Here is an 18,262-nt window from a genome sequence, read left to right on the forward strand (position 1 = left end):
TCACCGCGACCGCAGGAACCGGGCGGTGTCCGGGTCGGCCGGCAGGAACGACTCGATGGCCAGCTCGGACAGCGTGACGTCGAGCGGGGTGCCCAGCACCGACGTCACGCTGAAGAACGACAACTCCCGATCGCCGGCGGCGAACCGCAACGGCACCACCAGCCCGTCCGGCTGCGCGGCGGCCAGACCGCCGGGTAGCGCGAGCAACTCGTCGTGCAGCTCCCGCAACACCGGATCACCCGTGGCCTGCGCCTGCCGGTCGAGCCGGTGCAGCACGTGCGCACGCCACTCGGCGAGATTCAGGATCCGCGGCGCCATCCCGTCCGGATGCAGCGACAACCGCAAGACGTTGACCGGCGGCTCGAGCAGCTCCGGGGCCGCGCCGGCCGTCAGCAACGGCACCGCCGCGTTGCCGTCGATCATGGTCCAGTGCCGGTCGAGCAGCACCGCCGGGAACGGTTCGTGGCCCTCGAGGACCGCGCGCAGCGACGCCAGCACGGCGGCCAGACCCGGCCCGCCCAGATCGCCCTCCGGATGGGCCGGTGCAAACCCGCCGGCCAGCAGCAACTCGTTCCGCGAGCGCAACGGTACGGCCAGCTCCTCGGCCAGACGCAGAATCATGTCCCGCGTCGGCCTGGACCGCCCGGTCTCCACGAACGACAGGTGCCGTGCCGACACGCCCGCCCGGCCGGCCAGGGCGAGCTGACTCAGCCGCCGGTCTCCCCGCCACCGCTTCAACAGCACGCCCACATCACTCATGAGCTGATCGTAGGAAGTCCGCGGCCGGGTACCGATTACCTCGCAGGTAATCGACCCGCCTACCTGTGCCGGGCGAAAGTCGAGCCATGACAACCTTCGACACCACGGTCCAGCGATACCTGGACGTCTGGAACACGACCGACCCGGCCGAGCGGCTCTCCCGCATCACCGAGGTCTTCACCCCCGATGTGCGCTATGTCGACCCTCTTGCCGCGGTCGAAGGCCACGAGGCGCTGAACCAGCTCATCGGTGCTGCTCAGGGCCAGTTCCCCGGAATGGTCTTCACGCCGGGTGGGCCGTCGGACGCCCACCACGACCAGGCCCGCTTCACCTGGCAGCTGGGCCCGGCCGGCGGGGAAGCGCTGGTGATCGGCTTCGACGTGGCCGAGCTGGGCTCGGACGGCCGCATCCGCACGGTCCTCGGCTTCCTCGACCGCGTGCCCAGCTGAGCTCCTGCCGGCGCTGGGCTCGGCCGTTGCCGCGCGTCTTCGCGGTGGGCCGGGCCCGGCGGCTGCGCCCCTCAGGTCCAGAACGTGTCGTGCCGCAGGAAGAACTCGGTGCGTTCCTCCTCGGACATCTGCCCCACCGTGGAGACCCGCTCGAAGTAGTCCTCCCGGGGTGCGCCGGGCGCGAACAGGATCAGCATCGACGCCGGCTCGCCCGACTCGTTGCGGAAGCCGTGCACACCGCCCTCCGGCACGTACAGGAAGTCGCCCGGGTGGGCGTCGGTCCAGGTGCGGCCGTCGTACAGGCTGACCGTGCCCGAGAGCACAAAGAAGGACTCCGAGATGGACCGGTGGAAGTGCGGGTCGGGGCCGCTGCGCGGGCCGGTGAAGTCCCAGCGGTAGAGGCCGAACCGGCCGTCCGTAGTGGCGCCGGTCGCGAGGTAACTCGTCGCGGTGGCCACTCCGGTGAGCTCCGGCTCGGCACCGGCGAGCCGCAAGGTCGCGGTCGCGGCACCGTCGCCGAGATGACGCGCTTCGGGATACGACATGCCAGCGACCGTACGCCCCGGCAACCGTGTCCCGCCCTCCCGAACGCGATGTCCGATCAGCGCCAGACCCGCGCCTCCCGCACCCGCAGAGTGAACGCATCACTCCGACGGAAGGTGGACCATGCACGTCGTACCCGGCCTCGAGGTGTTGTACTTCGGCACCCCGGTCGTCCTGATCAGCACCCGCAAGGAGGACGGCACGGCGAACCTCGCACCGATGTCGTCCGCCTGGTGGCTGGACCAGTCCTGCATGCTCGGCCTCGGCAATAGCGGCCAGACCACGGCGAACCTCCTGCGCGAACGCGAATGCGTGCTCAACCTGCCGTCCTCCGTCATGGTCGACGCGGTCGACCGGATCGCTCTCACCACCGGCAAGCAATCCGTGCCGGACCACAAAGCCCGCCAGGGTTACCGCCACGAGCCCGACAAGTTCACGCTCGGCCGGCTCACCCAGCAGCCCTCCGAACTGGTACGCCCGCCACGGGTCGAGCAGTGCCCGATCCAGCTCGAATGCCGCCTCGTCACGGCGACCGCGATTGGTCCACAAGCCACCGCCTTCCACGTCGAGGTCCTGCGCGCCCACGTCGAGGAAGACCTGATCATCCCGGGAACCCACCACGTGGACCCGAACCGCTGGGACCCCCTCATCATGAAGTTCTGCGACTTCTTCGGCGGCGGCATCAACATCCACCCGTCCCGTCTCGCCGAAGGCTGGAACATGCCCCACCGCAACGACCGCCGCTCGATGGTGTGACCACGACCGGCCTCGCCCAGGTCTGGTGCTGCCACGCCGCTGGGACCGTAGGTCGATGGTGTGACCTAGGCCGGCAGTTATCGCGCGCCGAGGTCTGATACCTGCCCGCGCTGCGGGATCGTGAGCCGGTGGCTTGGCTTTGGTCGAAAGTGCCCTCTCGCCGCGGTCTGGACGCTGCCGGGCCGCGGCGTCGTGAATCGATGGCTTGGCGTCGGTGGGCTGTGGTCGCCCGTCGAGAGCCGGAGGCCGCCGGGTCGTGGGACTGTCAGTCGATGGTGTGACCTCCGTTGACCGTGATGCGCTCGCCCGTGATGAAGCGCGCGCCGTCCGAGGCCAGGAAGGCAACGACGTCCGCGATGTCCGCGGGCGTGCCCATCCGGCCGAGCGGCACCTCCTGCCGATAGGCGTCGACGTACTGCTGCTCGATCGCCGCGTGCCGCTCCACCGGGATCCAGCCCGGGGCGACCACGTTGACGGTGATGCCCCACGGCCCGAGCTCCCGCGCCCAGGTGCGGGTCAAGGAGATCTGGGCGCCCTTCGCCGCGCTGTAGGCGGACATGCCCGCCTCGGCCCGCTCGAACAGGTCCGATCCGATCTGGATGATCCGCCCGCCGCCCAGCGCGCGCATGCCGGGCGCCACTGCCTGCATGAGCAGCGTCGGGCTCTTCACGAAGAACGTCAGCTGATCAAGATGGTCCTGCCAGGTCACGTCGACCGCGTCGATCATCGGCTGCGGCCCGGTCGCATTCGGAACCAGCACAGCGACCGGCCCGAGCTGCGCCTCCACCGCCGCCACGAGCGCGGACACGTCGCCCTCGTCGGTGATGTCGGCCCGGAAGGCCGCCGCGCGCCCACCCGCCCGCTCGATATCGGCAACAACCCGCTCGGCGTCCTCACGATCGGGCAGGTAGTTGACCGCAACAGGCCGGCCGTCCGCGGCGAGCCGCCGGGCGATGTGCGCACCGAGCCCTCTCGAAGCGCCGGTGACAAGAACTGAGCCATCCATGCCCGCGACGCTATCGGCCGGCACCGACGAAAAACGGCCCCTGTGGACAACTCCTGCGTCGATTTGGCCTTTGTGGATAACCCCGGCCGCGGCCGCCGGACCCGAAAGAATCCAGTCATGCCCGAGCCCAGCCGATCGCCCAACCTGCAGGTGGGCAACGTGTTCTCGGGCTGCGATGAGGGCCAGGGCTCCGGCTGCGGAAGAAGAGGGGCGCAGGGGCACCGACGGGCGAGCGAGCCGTGGTGCGGGGATTTCAGCGGCCGAGTGTCGTGGTGCGACAGTTCGGCGAACGAGGAGGCCGTGGTGCGGCAGAACAGGGCTGGGGTGAAAGCCGGAGAGCCGGGGCCAAGGAGATCAGGGGCGGCGGAGGACGCGCACGCGGCCGGCAAAGCGGATGACCGTCGAGCCGGCCGCGCTGCGAATGGCCGGGAGACGGCGGGCGCGTGGGGCGGAGGTGCCGTCGTAGGTCATCGCGGCCTCGCGGGTGGCGAGTTCGAGACCTGCGTCGGCCGGGAGTGCACCCCGGCCGGCGAGGTCGCGGGCCAGGTCCCAGCCGTCGCGCAGGGAGCCCTGGGTCGGCCGGGTCGCGGCCCACCCTGACCATTCCCTGATCCAGCCGCTGCCGAAGGACCGGGCCAGCTCCGGCCATTGGCGGGCCACCTCACCGGCGCGCTTTCTGAGCAGGGCGATCCGGGCGGTCTCGACCAGGCGGGGGTCGAAGCCCGGGGGCAGCGCGCCGCCGGACGTCAACGCCGCCACCAGCGACGCCTGCCGCTCGGCCAGCGACAGCGGTGAGGAAGGGGACGCTGACGCGGGAGGCGACGACGACGCCGGCGGGGACGCGGATGCGGCAGGGGACAACAAAGCGGGAGGGGACTCGGACGCGAGAGAAGACAGCGACGCGGACGGGGAGGGCGAGCCAGGCGCGGACACCTCAGAGCCCGCGGTGGGCGGGAGCGACCGTGCCGAGCGCGGCGCCGTCATGTGACCGTGGGGTAGCCGGAGGCCTTGGCGATCGCGTCCAGCTCGGAGCGGAGTTCGGCCGCGGGCGGATAGTCGCCGTCGCGTTCGAGCATCAGGGCCGGTGGGCGGTGGCGGTCGCAGAGGGCCGTGACCAGGTCCAGGACCGGCTGGGGCACGGCGTCCGTGTGGGTGTCGTGATAAAGGCCGTCATGTTCCGCACCGCCGGCGATGTGGGTGTACGCGATGCGGTCGAGGGGGAGGCGGTCGAACAGCGCGGCCGGGTCGGTGCCGCGGTTGAGGGCGTTGGCGTAGACGTTGGCCACGTCGAGCAGGAGGAGGGCGTCGGTGCGTTCCAGGATCTCCGTGAGGAAGGCGCCTTCGTCGAGGTCGTCGTCGGGCCAGTCGAAGAGGGCCGCGATGGGTTCGAGGGCGATAGGGACGCCCAGCTCGGCCTGGGTGCGTTTGACGTTGGCGACGACGGCGTCGACGGCTTCGCGGCTGCGGGGGATCGGCAGGAGGTGACCGGCTTCGACGCCGCCTGCTCGGACGAAGGCGATGTGTTCGCTGACCAGGGGTGCGCCGAGGCGTTCGGCGACGGCGGCGAGGTGGGTGACGCGGGCCGGTTCGACGGGTTCGGCGCCGCCGAGGGACAGTTTCACGCCGTGGGGGACGATCGCCACGCCGCGGTCGAGCAGGTCGGTGAGGCCGGTCGGGAGGTCGCTGTGTTCGTGGATCGACTCGGCGACGACCTCGGCGAACTTGAGGCCGGGCAGTTGGGCGACGAAGCCGGCGATCTCGGGCCGCCAGCCGATGCCGACGCCGTAGGCGGTGGTCATCCGCCGCACCCGCCGCCACCGCCGCAGGAGCTGCCGCCGCTGCACGACGAGCTGCTGCTGCTGCACGAGGACGACGACGAACCTGAGTCGTAGCCGCCGGTGCCGCCTGAGGCGTTGATGCGCTGGATCTCCGCGTCGGCGGCGAAGGCCGGGTCCATCGTGTAGAGCGACGCCGCGCCGAAGAGGGCCACGCCCATGGCTGCGCCGGTCGCGCCGTACGTGGCGTACGAGGGGGAGTGGCCGGGTGACAGGTAGTCGTGCTGGCGGCGGAGGGCGGTCATGCCCTTGTCCGCGGCGTGGGTGGCTCGGCGCGTCTTGCGGTAGAGCGAGATCGTCAGGATCAGCGCGATGACAAGCGCGAACACCAGGAAGGTGACGGGCCGGTCGTTCTGGAGTCCGTCGACCAGCCGGGCCACGCCGACGAGCAGGAGGAATGCACCCGCGAGGGCCCACAGCTTGGCAATCTTGATGCGGGAGGCCGGGACTGCGAGACCCTGGGACTCGAGGCCGTCGCGCAGCTGCTGAAGGGCCGACATGACCCACTGGTCGCTGCTGAGTTCGCGGGACCGGATGCGCCGGCCGGCCGCGTTGTAGACCGCCGAGTCCAGCGGCGTGACACCGGCCGGCAGCGGCCCGGACTGGTAGAGCGTCTTGTCGGTGTTGCTGGCGATCGCACCGGCACCGCGGAGGCCGCCGAGGGCGGCGTAGACGGCGAGCTGGTCGCCGCCGTTCAGGTAGGCGACCTGCTGCGGGCCGAGCCGGTCGACCTGGGCGCCGCGGCTGCCCGAGAAGAGGATGCGGCGGTGGATCGACGCGAGGACGGCGACGCCGACGAGGGCGGCGCCGAAGATGATCAGGAAGGTCGGTCCCGGGATACCCCAGGTGTACGTGTTCACCTCAGCCGCGAAAAGCATGTCTGACCTCCCGTGCCGGTGCGGTTACTGGACCTCATTGTGCAGGTCCGCGCAACGGTCCGGTCACGGCCGCCTGACAGCTTCCTCCACGACGTCCAGAACTCGGCTCAAATCGCCCGCGGGGCGGCCTGTCGCCAGGTGGAGGACCAGTCCGTCGTACGCGAGCTCGAGGAACTGGGTCAGGACCTCGACCGGTACGTCGTCGCGGAGGACTCCGGCCTCGCGCTGCCGTTCGAGGCGTTCACGGGTGGCGTCGGCGATGGCCGCGGCGCGTTCGGTCCAGCGTTTGGCGAACTCCGGGTCGGTCCGGAGCCGCCGCGAGACCTCGAGCTGGGTGCCGAGCCAGCCGGCGGTGTCGCCGTCGCTGGACCGGGCCTGGTCGAGCAGGTCGCGCATCACCTGGACCAGACCGTCCCGGGCGACCGTTTCCACCATCGCGGCGGCGTCGTCCTCGGCGACGGCCAGAAAGAGTGAATCCTTGTCCCGGAAGTGGTGGAAAATCGCACCCCTTGAAAGACCGGTGGCATCCTCGAGCCGGCGGACGGTGGCGCCCTCGTAGCCGAAACGGGCGAAGCACCCCCGCGCCGCCGCGAGGATCTCGTGGCGGCGGGCGTCGAGCTGGTCCTGGCTTACCCTGGGCACGCTGCGATCGTGTCACGTCCCTTCGGCCGCTTGCAATCCGTACGTACGGCTTGCCAGCCGGTCCGGGTTCCGTCTCTCATGGTGCCAAAACAGCCAGTACGGACCGGCTTTGTTAACACTCTTGGGCTGTCGGCGCGCGCATTCACTCACGTAGAGTGCCCGGGTGCCTCTCGTCTTCCTCGCCCTGGACGACACCCTGCTTGATCGCAGCGGTGCGTTCCGGTTGTGGGCGAAAGGTTTCCTCGACGAGATCGCGGCGCCGCACGACGACCTCGAGTGGTTACTGTCCGTGGACGCGGACGGGCTCACCTCGCGCTGGGACCTCGCGGACCTGATCCGCGACCGCTATCAGCTGGACGTCCCGTCGATCGACCTGCTCGAGGAGCTGCACGAGGGCCCGCTGGCCTACGAGCGGCTGGACCCCCTGGTCGCCTGTGCGCTCCAGATCGCCGGCGACGCGGGGTGGGTGCCGGTGGTGGTCACGAACGGCCCGCACGAGCAGCAGGAGACGCGCATCCGGCGTACCGGACTGGATCGGTATGTCGCGGACTGGGTGATCTCGGAGCAGGCGGGGGTCAGCAAGCCCAACCCGCGGATCTTCGCCCTGGCCGCGCAGCGGGTCAGGATGCGTCTGGGCGGCGCGTGGATCGTCGGTGACAGCCCCGAGGCCGACATCGGTGGTGCCGCCGCCATGGGCCTGCCGAGCGTGTGGCTGCACCGCGGCCGCGACTGGATCGACAACCGCTTCGCGCCCACCCGGGTGGTCGGCAACGTGATCCAAGGTCTGTCCGCGGTCATGGCAGCAAGATAAATAGGTTGCGCCGCCCGGGTGACGCCCGGAAGAGTGCACCGCGGAAGTGAAGTCTCTCGGAAGAAGAAGGGGGTGAACCTCATGGCTGTCGTTGTCCTTCGCCATGCCCAGGTTCCAGTTCTTTCTTTCTTCTCCGAGGAGACCCTCCAGTGCGAGAGCACGACTCTTCCGGCCCGGCAACCATGCGCCGCGGCCGTCGCAAGTTCGACGACGACGAAGCAGACTTCGTAAAACGGGGCCGGATCGAGCCGGCCCTGTCCGAGGACCCCGACCTGCCCGAGACCGGTGACCGCTGGTCGACGTGGGACAACGCCCTCCACGGCCCCGATCCGCTGCCCGAGTGGGTGCGGACCGAGCACGGGGCCGTCGACACCGAGCTGGGAATGCTCAAGACCGGCAAGGAAGCGGACGTCTACCTCGTCCGCCGGGCCGTGCCGGACACCGACAAGGTCAGCCTGCTGGCCGCCAAGCGGTACCGCGACGGCGACCACCGGCTGTTCCACCGTGATGCCGGTTATCTCGAGGGGCGCCGTGTGCGCCGGTCCCGCGAGATGCGGGCCATGACCAACCGCACGGCGTTCGGCAAGGAACTGATCGCCGGGCAGTGGGCCGCCGCCGAGTTCGACGCGTTGTCACGGCTCTGGCGGGTCGGTCAGGAGGGCGGCACGATCTCGGTGCCGTACCCCGTGCAGCTCATCGGCACCGAGCTGATGCTGGAGTTCATCGGCGACCACAAGACCGGTGAGGCGGCGCCGCGACTGGCTGCCGTGCGTACCGATCGGGAGGGTCTCGAGGATCTGTGGCGGCAGATGACCGAGGCGCTGAGTGTGCTGGCCCGGACGCAGATCGCGCACGGCGACCTGTCGCCCTACAACACGCTGGTGCACGAGGGACGGCTGGTGATCATCGACATGCCGCAGATCGTCGACCTGATCGCCAATCCGCAGGGCGCCGAATTCATGGCCCGTGACGTGCGCAACGTGGCCAACTGGTTCACCGCACGCGGGCTGCGGGTCGATCAGGACGAGCTGATCGAGCGGCTGAGCTACGAGGCGGGGCTGCTGTGAGGCCGCGCGCAAAAAGGCCCGGACCGCGGCCGCCGGGCACCCGCCGGCCGCGTCCGGGTCCGCGTCACTGGAGGTAGCCCTCCACCTCGCTGACGCTGTGCGCCTGCTCGGTGTCCGGGTTCTTGCCCTGCTCGCGGGCGGCCCGGCGCCGGCGCAGGAGGTCCCAGCACTGGTCCAGGGCCTCTTCGAGCTCCTTGAGGCGGGCGTGCTCCTCGTCCGAGCTGATCTTGCCCTGGCCCAGGTCCTGGCGCAGCTTGTGTTCTTCGTCGACCAGGCCGTTGATCCGGCTCAGCACAGTCTTGTCATCCATGACCCAAAGCCTTGCACATGTCACTCACCTGCGTTCATACGCCCGTCATGAGCCTGCAACGGGCGGTGAGGTCGCGGCGCGCACGCTGTGGAGCGCAGAACGGGGTATCGACGGAGGAGCTTCCGGCATGGCATATCAGGCGGAGTACATCTGGATCGACGGCACCAAGCCTTCGCCCTTGCTGCGGAACAAGACGCGCATCGTGGCCGACGGCAAGGAACCCGAGATCTGGGGATTCGACGGCTCGAGCACCAACCAGGCGCCGGGGGAGAACTCCGACTGTGTGCTGCGCCCGGTCTACACCTGCCCGGACCCGCTGCGGGGCGGTGACAACATCCTCGTGCTCTGTGACGTGGAGCTGACCGACTTCACCCCGCACCCGACCAACACCCGGGCGGCCTGCGTGGCCGCCGCGGAGAAGTACGCCGACCAGGAGCCGATGTTCGGCATCGAGCAGGAGTACACGTTCTTCCAGAACGGGCGCCCGCTCGGCTGGCCGGAGAACGGCTTCCCGGCGCCGCAGGGCCCGTACTACTGCGGTGTCGGCGGCGAGAAGATGGTGGGCCGCGACATCATCGAGGCCCACACTGCTGCCTGCCTCAAGGCCGGTCTGTCCATCGAGGGCACGAACGCCGAGGTCATGATGGGTCAGTGGGAGTTCCAGATCGGAGTGCTGCCGGCGCCGATGATCGGTGACCAGATGTGGGTGGCCCGCTGGCTGCTGCACCGCATCGCCGAGGACTTCGACGTCGTCGTCTCGTTCGACGCCAAGCCGATGCCGGGCGACTGGAACGGCGCCGGCGCCCACACGAACTTCTCCACCAAGGCGACGATGGCCGGTTACGACGCGATCGTCACCGCCTGCGAGGCGCTGGGCCGCAACGCCCTGGCACACGTGGAGAACTACGGCGCGGGCATCAAGGACCGGCTGACCGGCGCCCACGAGACCGCCGCGTGGGACAGCTTCAGCTGGGGCGCCTCGGACCGCGGTGCGTCCGTACGGATCCCGTGGGCCGTCGAGAAGGCGAAGAAGGGCTGGCTGGAGGATCGCCGGCCGAACGCCAACATGGACCCGTACGTGGTCACCGGAATGATCATCGAGACGTGCTGCGGTGCGCTCGCCGAGGAAGCGTCGGCCTGATCCACACTGCTGTCCGGCGCGGGGCTCAGAACCTCGCGCTGGACAGCGGGTCGGGCTCGTCGACCTGATCGTGCAGGACGCTGAGCACGATGTCGGCCAGGTCGAGGTCCATCACGGCGTTGCCGACGGCGTCGGTCGAGATGAACGTCGTGGTCATGCCCTTGGCGCGCCAGGCCCGCTCGATCGCCGAGTGGGTGCCGCCGATGGCCTTCGCCGACCCGATCACCGCGATCAGGTCCTCCTGTGAAGCACTGCCGGGAGAGGCCTGCGCGACCTGCCGGATGTATTCCGTGCGCTTCTCGCCGTAGCCGCGCAGCAGCGCCACGACCTTCTCCCGGATGACGGCAGGGTCGTGGATCGCCTCGGCACGCGCGGCACTGAGCCTGTCCAGGACCGCGCGGGCCTCGGCGATGTCGGAGTCGAGGTCAGGGTTGAGCGTGAGAGTGAGTGTCAGCATCTCTCATTGATAGCGCGTATCTATAAAGACCACAAGTAGAGTGCTTATAGATCTACCGCGACTCGCGGAGCGATCGGGTCCCACTCACTGGCCAGGACTCGGGGGCTCTGCTGCGGGGGCAGCACCAGCTTGTAACCGACCTGGCGCACGGTGCCGATCATCGACTCGTACTCGCTGCCGAGCTTGGCGCGCAGCCGGCGCACGTGCACGTCGACGGTGCGGTGCCCGCCGAAGTAGTCGAAGCCCCAGACCTCGCGCAGCAACTGGTCGCGGCTGAAGACCCGGCCCGGGTGCTGGGCCAGGAACTTCAACAGCTCGAACTCCTTGTACGTGAGATCGAGCGTGCGTCCCTTGAGTCGCGCCGAGTAGGTGTGCGGGTCGATGCTGAGCTCACCCGCGGTGACCATGCCGCTGGAGACACCACCGGCGGCACCGGAGACCCGGGCCGTCGTCAGCCGCAGCCGCGCCTCGACCTCGGCCGGTCCCGCGCTGGTCAGGAGCACGTCGTCCAGTCCCCAGTCGGCGGCCATGGCGACCAGCCCGGCCTCCTCGACCACGGCCAGCAGCGGCACACGCAGCCCGGTCGTGCGCAGCAGACGGGACAGATCACGGGCTTCGAGCAGGTCACGCCGCGCGTCCACGAGCACCACATCGGGATCGGCGCCGGACACGAGGGCCTGTACGTCGTAGGTGCCGACCCGCAGCGAGTGCCGCAGCAGATCGAGCGCCGGTAGGGCTCGATCCTCCGCAGCGGCGCCGGGTCGGGTGGCCAGCAGCAGGATCTCCATGGCCACAGGGTGCAACACCCATGTTTCCAAATGCGTTCTTGCAGCTCACGGGTGTGGCGAAAAGCACGATGCCCCGCCGCCCGGGTGGGCGGCGGGGCATCGGTGACGCGTACGCGGGATCAGCCGGCGGCGAGCATCTTCCGCAGGACGTACTGCAGGATGCCGCCGTGGCGGTAGTAGTCCGCCTCACCGGGTGTGTCGATGCGGACGTCGGCGTCGAACTCGACATCGGTGTCGGTGCGGACCTTCACGGTCGACGGGATGCCGCCGTCGTTGAGGGCCGTCACCCCGGTGATCGTGAACGTCTCGGTGCCGGTGAGCCCGAGCGACTCCGCGTCGGTCTTCGGCGGGAACTGCAGCGGCAGCACACCCATGCCGATCAGGTTCGAGCGGTGGATGCGCTCGTACGACTCGGCGATGACCGCGCGGACGCCCAGCAGCATCGTGCCCTTGGCCGCCCAGTCGCGCGACGAGCCGGAGCCGTACTCCTTGCCGGCCAGGATGACCAGCGGGACACCGGCCTCCTTGTAGGCCACCGAGGCGTCGTAGATGCTGCTCTGGTCGCCGGTCAGGTGGTTGACGGTGAAGCCACCCTCCACGCCGGGGACCAGCTGGTTGCGCAGGCGGATGTTCGCGAAGGTGCCGCGGATCATCACCTCGTGGTTACCGCGCCGGGACCCGTACGAGTTGAACTCGTGCCGCGGCACGCCGTGCTCGGCGAGGTACTTGCCCGCGGGGGAGTCGGCCTTGATCGAGCTGGCCGGCGAGATGTGGTCGGTGGTGACCGAGTCGCCGAGCTTCGCCAGCACCCGCGCGCCCGAGATGTCGACGACCGGCGTCGGCTGCGCGCTCATGCCCTCGAAGTACGGGGGCTTGCGCACGTAGGTCGACTCCTGTGCCCACTCGAACGTCTTGCCCTCCGGCGTGGGCAGCGACTGCCACTGCTCGTCACCGGCGAAGACGTCCTGGTAGGCCGCGCTGAAGCCGGTCGCGCCGATCGCCGAGGCGATGACGTCGTCGATCTCCTTGGCGCTGGGCCAGATGTCGGCGAGGAAGACGGGCTTGCCGTCCGATCCGGTGCCGAGCGGCTCGGTGGTGATGTCCAGGTCCATCGTGCCCGCCAGCGCGTACGCGACGACCAGCGGCGGCGAGGCCAGGTAGTTCATCTTGATGTCCGGGTTGATCCGGCCCTCGAAGTTGCGGTTGCCGGAGAGCACGCTGACCGCGGTGAGGTCGGCCTCGTTGACCGCCGCCGAGATCGCCTCGGGCAGCGGGCCGGAGTTGCCGATGCAGGTCGTGCAGCCGTAACCGACCAGGTTGAAGCCGAGCTTGTCGAGGTACGGGGTGAGGCCCGCGCGGTCGTAGTAGTCCATGACGACCTTGGAACCCGGCGCCAGCGTGGTCTTGACCCACGGCTTGCGCGACAGTCCACGGTCGACGGCGTTGCGGGCCAGCAGGGCCGCACCGATCATGACCTGCGGGTTCGACGTGTTCGTGCAGGACGTGATCGCGGCGATGCCGACAAAACCGTGGTCCAGCTCGAACTCCGTGCCGTCCTCACCGACCACGCGGGTGGGCTTGGAGGGCCGCCCGGTGGCGCCGTCGGCCGCGCTGAAGACGTGCGGCTTGTCGGCGTCCGAGTGCTCGTGGTTGGCCGGCGGGTCGCTGGCCGGGAAGGACTCCTCGCTGGCCTCGTCGGCCGGACCGACGGCGCTGACGTAGTTGGTGAGCGCGTCCCGGAACATCGGCTTGGCGCGGTCCAGCGGGACACGGTCCTGCGGGCGCTTCGGGCCGGCGAGCGACGGGACGATGGTCGACAGGTCCAGCTCGAGACGCTCGGAGTAGTTCGGCTCGGCGTCCGGCTCCAGCCACAGACCCTGGCGCTTCGCGTACGCCTCGACCAGCGCGACCTGCGCCTCGGAGCGACCGGTGAGCTGGAGGTACTTGATCGTCTCGTCGTCGATCGGGAAGATCGCGACGGTCGAGCCGTACTCCGGCGACATGTTGCCGATGGTGGCGCGGTTGGCCAGCGGCACGGCGCTGACGCCGGGACCGTAGAACTCGACGAACTTGCTGACCACACCGTGCTCGCGCAGCATCTCGGTGATCGTCAGCACGAGGTCGGTCGCGGTGGTGCCGGCGGGCATCTCGCCGAAGAGCTTGAAGCCGACGACGCGCGGGATCAGCATGCTGACCGGCTGGCCCAGCATCGCGGCCTCGGCCTCGATGCCACCGACGCCCCAGCCCAGCACACCCAGGCCGTTGACCATGGTGGTGTGCGAGTCGGTGCCGACGACGGTGTCCGGGTACGCCTGGCCGTTGCGTTCCATGATCGTGCGGGCCAGGTATTCGATGTTGACCTGGTGCACGATGCCGGTGCCGGGCGGGACGACCTTGAACTCGTTGAACGCGGTCTGGCCCCAGCGCAGGAACTGGTAGCGCTCGCGGTTGCGCTGGTACTCCAGCTCGACGTTGCGGGCGAAGGCGTCCTCGCGGCCGAACAGGTCGGCGATGACCGAGTGGTCGATGACCAGCTCGGCGGGGGCGAGGGGGTTGACCTTGGTCGGGTCGCCGCCCAGCTCCTTGACGGCCTCGCGCATGGTGGCGAGGTCGACGACGCACGGAACGCCGGTGAAGTCCTGCATCAGCACCCGCGCGGGGGTGAACTGGATCTCCACGCTCGGGTCGGCGGTGGGGTCCCAGCCGCCCAGGGCCCGGATGTGATCGGCGGTGATGTTCGCGCCGTCCTCCGTGCGGAGGAGGTTCTCCAGCAGGATCTTCAGGGAGTACGGCAGGCGGTCATGCCCGTCGACCTTGTCGATCGTGAAAATCTCGTAGCTCGCGTCTGCGACGCGTAGCTCGCTCTTCGCACCAAAGGTGTCGAGGCTGGCCACGTCATCTCCTTCACACCCAGCGACCGTGAGTAGTCCTCAGCAGTCTGTCGCACCGGTGACGGGCTCCCGCCGGTTAGGTTGACCTAACTCAGGGTTCACGTCTTCCGTAAACCGTACGTCCGTCTTGTTATGGCGTGCAACCCGGGTCCGAGGTTTGGACACCCCGTCCCACGGGAATCACGCTGCGCGTGAAGGCACCCACGGACCTGGAGCACCTCACCGATTTTTTCGACCGGTACGGATCCGCGCTGACCAGGGGTGACATCGCAGCCGTGGCCGGGTGCTACGCGTTGCCGGGCATGGTGGTCGCGGACACGTACAGCTTCACGTTCACCTCGCCGGCCGCGGTGGCGCTGTCGTTCCTCGGTGCCGCACCGGCGTACAAGGAGCAGCAGATCGTCGCGGCGCACGCCCAGCTGCGCGATGTGCAGCGGCTCAGCACCGCCCTGGCCATGGTCGCCGTCGAGTGGGAGTACCTCGACAGCTTCGGCAACGCCGTACCGGGGGAGTGTTATCGCTATCTGATCCGGTCAGGCGCTGACGGTCCCCGGATCACGACGGTGATCGCGACGCACTGAAACTGACGTACCCCGGTGCCATCATGTCCTGGTGACGACGATCGAGATCGACTCGCCTGAGGTATCGACCGCGCTGAGCAGGCCGTCCTGGCTGGTCGTGCACTATCGCCGCGAGGACGAGGGTTACGGCGACTGGTCGCTGCACGCCTGGGGTGACATCGCGCCGGGCGCGATCACCGGCTTCCCCGGTGGCCACCCGTTCGCGGGTGAGGACGCCTACGGCCGCTTCGCCTGGGTGCGTCTGGCCGATGTGTCCCGCGAGGTCGGTTTTCTCGTGGTCGACCACACCGGGGCCAAGGACGTGGCGCAGGACCGGCTCCTCGACCCCGCGGTCACGCCCGAGATCTGGCTGCGGCCGGGTGATCCGGAGGTCTATCCCAGCGCCGCGGCGGCGGGCTTCACCGAGGAGCTCCCGGGCGGCGACGACGTCGCGGTCATTCACTACCGGCGCGCCGACGGCGACTACGCCGGCTGGGGGCTGCACGCCTGGGAGGGCACGCCGAAAAAGCCCGTCTGGAGCATCCCGCTCGCTCCCGTCACGTTCGACGCGTTCGGTGCGGTGTTCCGCGTCCCGGTGCGCCCCGACGCCGCCGGCCTGCGTTTTGTCGTGCACCAGGGTGACCACAAGGACCTGCCCGACGACCAGCGGCTCGACCTGACGCGCAGCCGGGAGGTCTGGATGCTCGCGGGCACCGCCGCGCCGGTGCTGCCCGACCTCCGCTCGCTGGGACCCGAGCTCGACCCGGCCCGCGCCCTCGCCGTTTTCCTCGACCGCACGACCGTCGCCCTGCCGCCGCAGCTCGCCGAGCTGGCGTCCGCGTTCGCCCTGGTCGCCGCGCCGACCGGCGGGCTGCGCCGCGACGGTGACGAGCTGACCGGCGAGAGCACAACACTGCCGCTGACACCCCGGCCCGGCGGGCTGTTCCAGGCCCAGAGCCGTCACTTCCCGCACCTGCGTTCCTACCGCGCCTTCGCCGTGCCCGAGCTCGGCGACGCCGCCCTCGGTCATCTGCTGCGCGGCCAGCTGCTGGCGGTCGGCCGCGACCTCTCCGGCCGGGTCACGGTCGTGACCGCGCTGCAGCTCCCCGGGGTCCTCGACGACCTGTACGCCGATGCCGCCGACGCCGAGCTCGGTGTGGTGCTGGACGAGGAGAAGCCCACGATCTCCGTCTGGGCGCCGACCGCCCGCACGGTGTCACTGGAGCTGTCCCGCACCCCCGGTGACGACGAGCCCAAGATCCTCGAGATGGACCGCGACAACCTGACCGGCATCTGGTCGATCGCGGGCAAACGCAAATGGCTCGGGCGTTACTACCGGTACCGCGTCGAGGTGTGGCACCCGGCGGCGCAGGCGGTCGTGACCAGCAGCGTCACCGACCCCTACTCGCTGTCGCTGTCGGCCGGCTCCACCCACAGCCAGCTCGTCGACCTGTCCGACCCCGAGCTGATGCCACCCGGCTGGGAGAGCCTGGTCAAGCCGCCGGCGGTGGCACCGGCGCGCATGCAGATCACCGAGCTGCACGTCCGGGACTTCTCCATCGCCGACACCACGGTCCCGGCGGCCGAGCGCGGCACGTTCCTGGCCTTCACCCACACCGAGTCCGCGGGCATGCGGCACCTGCGGATGCTCGCCGACGCGGGCCTGACCCACGCGCACCTGCTGCCGGCGTTCGACTTCGCCTCGGTGCCCGACCGCCGCGCCGATCAGGCCGTCCCGAAGTGCGACCTGGCCGCGCTGCCACCGGACTCTCCCGAGCAGCAGCGTGCGGTCATGGCCGTCGCCGACGAGGACGGCTTCAACTGGGGTTACGACCCTCTGCACTACACGACGCCCGAGGGCAGCTTCGCGGTCGAGCCAGCCGGCAGCTCCCGCATCCTGGAGTTCCGCCGCATGGTCGCCGCGCTCAACGAGGCCGGTCTGCGCGTGGTCATGGACGTCGTCTACAACCACACGATGGCCGACGGGCTGGCGCCGTTCAGCGTGCTCGACCGCGTCGTCCCCGGCTATTACCACCGGCTCCTCGACGACGGCACGGTCGCCGAGTCGACCTGCTGCTCCAACACCGCACCCGAGCACATGATGATGGGCCGGCTCGTCGTCGACTCGATCGTCACCTGGGCCCGCGACTACAAGGTCGACGGCTTCCGCTTCGACCTGATGGGCCACCACCCCCGGGCCAACATCCTCGAGACCCGGGTCACCCTCGACCACCTCGACCCCGGCATCTACCTGTACGGCGAGGGTTGGAACTTCGGCGAGATCGCGTACGACTCCCGCTTTGTCCAGGCCACGCAGGTCAACATGGCGGGCACGGGTGTCGGCACGTTCAACGACCGGCTGCGCGACGCGGTCCGCGGCGGCGGCTCGTTCGGCGACGACCCGTCGGAGCAGGGCTTCGCCACCGGGCTCGGCGCGCGGACGCCGCTGTCCGTCCACGACCGCATCAAGGTCGGTCTGTCGGGCGGCCTCGCGACCTACCGCTTCGTGACCCACACCGGTGCCGAGCACAGTGGCTCCCAGATCGACTACAACGGCTCACCCAGCGGATATGCGGCCTCGCCGGGGGAGAGTGTCACCTACGTCGACGCCCACGACAACGAGATCCTCTACGACGCGATGGCCTTCAAACTGCCGCCGTCGCTGCCGATGGCCGACCGCGTCCGCATGCAGGTGCTGGCCCTGTCGATCGTCGTCCTCGGCCAGGGCGTCGGCTTCGTCGCGCTCGGCACCGAACGCCTGCGCTCGAAGTCCCTCGACCGCAACTCCTACAACTCCGGCGACTGGTTCAACCAGCTCCGCTGGGACAGCACCCAGGGCAACGGTTTTGGCATCGGCCTGCCACCCGCACCGGACAACGAGGACAAGTGGTCGTGGGCCCGGCCCCTGCTCGCCGACCCGTCGCTGATCCCGTCGGCCGAGATGATCGACCTGACCGCGGCCCGCTACGCCGAGATGCTCCGGATCCGCCGCGCGTCGCCGGTCTTCGGTCTGCCCACCGCCGACGAGGTCCAGCGCCGCCTGACCTTCCCCCTCGGCGGCCCGTCCGAGTCCCCGGGCGTGATCGTGATGTGCCTCGACGGCTCGGGCCTGGACCACCGCTGGAGCACCCACGTGGTCGTCTTCAACGCCACCGAGGAGCCGACGGTCCAGTTCGTGCCGGAGCTGGCCGAGGTGCCGCTGCACCTGCACCCCGAGCTCGCCGCGTCCGCGGACACGCTGCTGCGCACGTCGACCGCCGAGGGGGGAACGCTCACGGTGCCGGCCCGTTCGGTCGCCGTTTTTGTCGCCGACCTCGCCGGGTGACCCACCGGCCGGACGGCGTTGCCCGGGTCTGGAAGCATGGGCGC

The 18,262-nt window shown here is 69.8% G+C and carries 18 protein-coding genes; 7 read left to right on the forward strand and 11 right to left on the reverse strand.

Annotated features, from left to right (window positions below; genetic code table 11):
- A complete protein-coding gene (locus tag AFR_RS10955) occupies positions 1–759 on the reverse strand; it encodes a helix-turn-helix domain-containing protein (RefSeq protein ID WP_041840779.1) in 759 nt (252 codons plus the stop codon).
- 86 nt (positions 760–845) lie between these two features.
- On the opposite strand from AFR_RS10955, the gene AFR_RS10960 reads away from it, so the two are divergent.
- Positions 846–1,208 carry a nuclear transport factor 2 family protein gene (locus AFR_RS10960; protein WP_023360356.1) on the forward strand — a complete coding sequence of 121 codons (363 nt, stop codon included), beginning with the start codon at positions 846–848 and terminating at the stop codon, positions 1,206–1,208.
- Between the two features lie 71 nt (positions 1,209–1,279).
- Here the strand turns inward: AFR_RS10960 and AFR_RS10965 are convergent, their stop codons facing one another.
- The gene (locus AFR_RS10965) at positions 1,280–1,753 is read right to left on the reverse strand and encodes a cupin domain-containing protein (protein WP_023360358.1); all 474 of its coding nucleotides are present in this window, start codon (positions 1,751–1,753) and stop codon (positions 1,280–1,282) included.
- Between the two features lie 121 nt (positions 1,754–1,874).
- On the opposite strand from AFR_RS10965, the gene AFR_RS10970 reads away from it, so the two are divergent.
- The gene (locus AFR_RS10970; protein ID WP_023360360.1) at positions 1,875–2,507 is read left to right on the forward strand and encodes a flavin reductase family protein; all 633 of its coding nucleotides are present in this window, start codon (positions 1,875–1,877) and stop codon (positions 2,505–2,507) included.
- A 265-nt stretch (positions 2,508–2,772) separates the two neighbouring features.
- On the opposite strand, the gene AFR_RS10975 is transcribed toward AFR_RS10970, so the two are convergent.
- The 5 genes from AFR_RS10975 to AFR_RS10995 all read right to left on the reverse strand — a co-directional run bounded on the left by AFR_RS10975 (position 2,773) and on the right by AFR_RS10995 (position 6,868).
- Positions 2,773–3,513 (reverse strand): SDR family oxidoreductase, encoded by a 741-nt coding sequence (locus tag AFR_RS10975; protein WP_023360362.1) that lies wholly within the window; start codon positions 3,511–3,513, stop codon positions 2,773–2,775.
- 354 nt (positions 3,514–3,867) lie between these two features.
- Positions 3,868–4,374 carry an SCO6045 C-terminal-like domain-containing protein gene (locus AFR_RS10980; RefSeq protein WP_041840780.1) on the reverse strand — a complete coding sequence of 169 codons (507 nt, stop codon included), beginning with the start codon at positions 4,372–4,374 and terminating at the stop codon, positions 3,868–3,870.
- A 119-nt stretch (positions 4,375–4,493) separates the two neighbouring features.
- Complete coding sequence (locus AFR_RS10985) at positions 4,494–5,312, reverse strand: MbnB/TglH/ChrH family RiPP precursor modification enzyme (protein ID WP_023360366.1); 819 nt, start codon at positions 5,310–5,312, stop codon at positions 4,494–4,496.
- Complete coding sequence (locus tag AFR_RS10990; RefSeq protein WP_023360367.1) at positions 5,309–6,226, reverse strand: TIGR04222 domain-containing membrane protein; 918 nt, start codon at positions 6,224–6,226, stop codon at positions 5,309–5,311. The genes AFR_RS10985 and AFR_RS10990 overlap by 4 nt, the downstream gene beginning before the upstream one ends.
- Before the next feature lie 63 nt (positions 6,227–6,289).
- Positions 6,290–6,868, reverse strand: a complete 579-nt coding sequence (locus AFR_RS10995) for a TetR/AcrR family transcriptional regulator (RefSeq protein ID WP_023360370.1) — start codon at positions 6,866–6,868, stop codon at positions 6,290–6,292.
- A gap of 163 nt (positions 6,869–7,031) precedes the next feature.
- Here AFR_RS10995 and AFR_RS11000 point away from each other — a divergent pair, with 163 nt between their 5' ends.
- Positions 7,032–7,679 (forward strand): HAD family hydrolase, encoded by a 648-nt coding sequence (locus AFR_RS11000; RefSeq protein ID WP_023360372.1) that lies wholly within the window; start codon positions 7,032–7,034, stop codon positions 7,677–7,679.
- A gap of 149 nt (positions 7,680–7,828) precedes the next feature.
- The gene (locus tag AFR_RS11005; protein WP_041840781.1) at positions 7,829–8,746 is read left to right on the forward strand and encodes a serine protein kinase RIO; all 918 of its coding nucleotides are present in this window, start codon (positions 7,829–7,831) and stop codon (positions 8,744–8,746) included.
- Between the two features lie 64 nt (positions 8,747–8,810).
- Here the strand turns inward: AFR_RS11005 and AFR_RS11010 are convergent, their stop codons facing one another.
- Positions 8,811–9,056 carry a DUF2630 family protein gene (locus AFR_RS11010; protein ID WP_023360376.1) on the reverse strand — a complete coding sequence of 82 codons (246 nt, stop codon included), beginning with the start codon at positions 9,054–9,056 and terminating at the stop codon, positions 8,811–8,813.
- A 127-nt stretch (positions 9,057–9,183) separates the two neighbouring features.
- Between AFR_RS11010 and glnII the strand changes: the two genes are divergently transcribed.
- Positions 9,184–10,197, forward strand: a complete 1,014-nt coding sequence (glnII, locus tag AFR_RS11015) for a glutamine synthetase GlnII (RefSeq protein ID WP_023360378.1) — start codon at positions 9,184–9,186, stop codon at positions 10,195–10,197.
- Between the two features lie 25 nt (positions 10,198–10,222).
- On the opposite strand, the gene AFR_RS11020 is transcribed toward glnII, so the two are convergent.
- The 3 genes from AFR_RS11020 to acnA form a co-directional block, all read right to left on the reverse strand.
- The gene (locus AFR_RS11020) at positions 10,223–10,654 is read right to left on the reverse strand and encodes a hypothetical protein (protein WP_023360380.1); all 432 of its coding nucleotides are present in this window, start codon (positions 10,652–10,654) and stop codon (positions 10,223–10,225) included.
- A 44-nt stretch (positions 10,655–10,698) separates the two neighbouring features.
- On the reverse strand, positions 10,699–11,442 hold the full coding sequence (locus AFR_RS11025) for a winged helix-turn-helix transcriptional regulator (RefSeq protein WP_023360382.1): 744 nt from the start codon (positions 11,440–11,442) through the stop codon (positions 10,699–10,701).
- A 119-nt stretch (positions 11,443–11,561) separates the two neighbouring features.
- Positions 11,562–14,336, reverse strand: a complete 2,775-nt coding sequence (gene acnA, locus AFR_RS11030) for an aconitate hydratase AcnA (protein WP_023360384.1) — start codon at positions 14,334–14,336, stop codon at positions 11,562–11,564.
- A 188-nt stretch (positions 14,337–14,524) separates the two neighbouring features.
- On the opposite strand from acnA, the gene AFR_RS11035 reads away from it, so the two are divergent.
- Both AFR_RS11035 and pulA read left to right on the forward strand, forming a co-directional pair.
- A complete protein-coding gene (locus AFR_RS11035) occupies positions 14,525–14,914 on the forward strand; it encodes a DUF6841 family protein (RefSeq protein WP_023360386.1) in 390 nt (129 codons plus the stop codon).
- 31 nt (positions 14,915–14,945) lie between these two features.
- Positions 14,946–18,218 carry a pullulanase-type alpha-1,6-glucosidase gene (gene pulA / locus AFR_RS11040; protein WP_023360388.1) on the forward strand — a complete coding sequence of 1,091 codons (3,273 nt, stop codon included), beginning with the start codon at positions 14,946–14,948 and terminating at the stop codon, positions 18,216–18,218.
- Positions 18,219–18,262: the final 44 nt, after the last annotated feature.

Origin of the sequence: Amorphoplanes friuliensis DSM 7358, assembly GCF_000494755.1 — a bacterium.
Taxonomy (GTDB): Bacteria; Actinomycetota; Actinomycetes; order Mycobacteriales; family Micromonosporaceae; genus Actinoplanes; species Actinoplanes friuliensis.

Excerpts from the sequence above, each read along its gene's own strand:
- AFR_RS10990 (WP_023360367.1), bottom strand. The coding sequence starts at position 6,226 with ATGCTTTTCGCGGCTGAGGTGAACACGTACACCTGGGGTATCCCGGGA.
- AFR_RS11025 (WP_023360382.1), bottom strand. The coding sequence starts at position 11,442 with ATGGAGATCCTGCTGCTGGCCACCCGACCCGGCGCCGCTGCGGAGGAT.
- AFR_RS10975 (WP_023360362.1), bottom strand. The coding sequence starts at position 3,513 with ATGGATGGCTCAGTTCTTGTCACCGGCGCTTCGAGAGGGCTCGGTGCG.
- AFR_RS11010 (WP_023360376.1), bottom strand. The coding sequence starts at position 9,056 with ATGGATGACAAGACTGTGCTGAGCCGGATCAACGGCCTGGTCGACGAA.
- AFR_RS11020 (WP_023360380.1), bottom strand. The coding sequence starts at position 10,654 with ATGCTGACACTCACTCTCACGCTCAACCCTGACCTCGACTCCGACATC.
- AFR_RS10960 (WP_023360356.1), top strand. The coding sequence starts at position 846 with ATGACAACCTTCGACACCACGGTCCAGCGATACCTGGACGTCTGGAAC.
- AFR_RS10985 (WP_023360366.1), bottom strand. The coding sequence starts at position 5,312 with ATGACCACCGCCTACGGCGTCGGCATCGGCTGGCGGCCCGAGATCGCC.
- AFR_RS10970 (WP_023360360.1), top strand. The coding sequence starts at position 1,875 with ATGCACGTCGTACCCGGCCTCGAGGTGTTGTACTTCGGCACCCCGGTC.
- glnII (WP_023360378.1), top strand. The coding sequence starts at position 9,184 with ATGGCATATCAGGCGGAGTACATCTGGATCGACGGCACCAAGCCTTCG.
- AFR_RS10965 (WP_023360358.1), bottom strand. The coding sequence starts at position 1,753 with ATGTCGTATCCCGAAGCGCGTCATCTCGGCGACGGTGCCGCGACCGCG.
- AFR_RS10955 (WP_041840779.1), bottom strand. The coding sequence starts at position 759 with ATGAGTGATGTGGGCGTGCTGTTGAAGCGGTGGCGGGGAGACCGGCGG.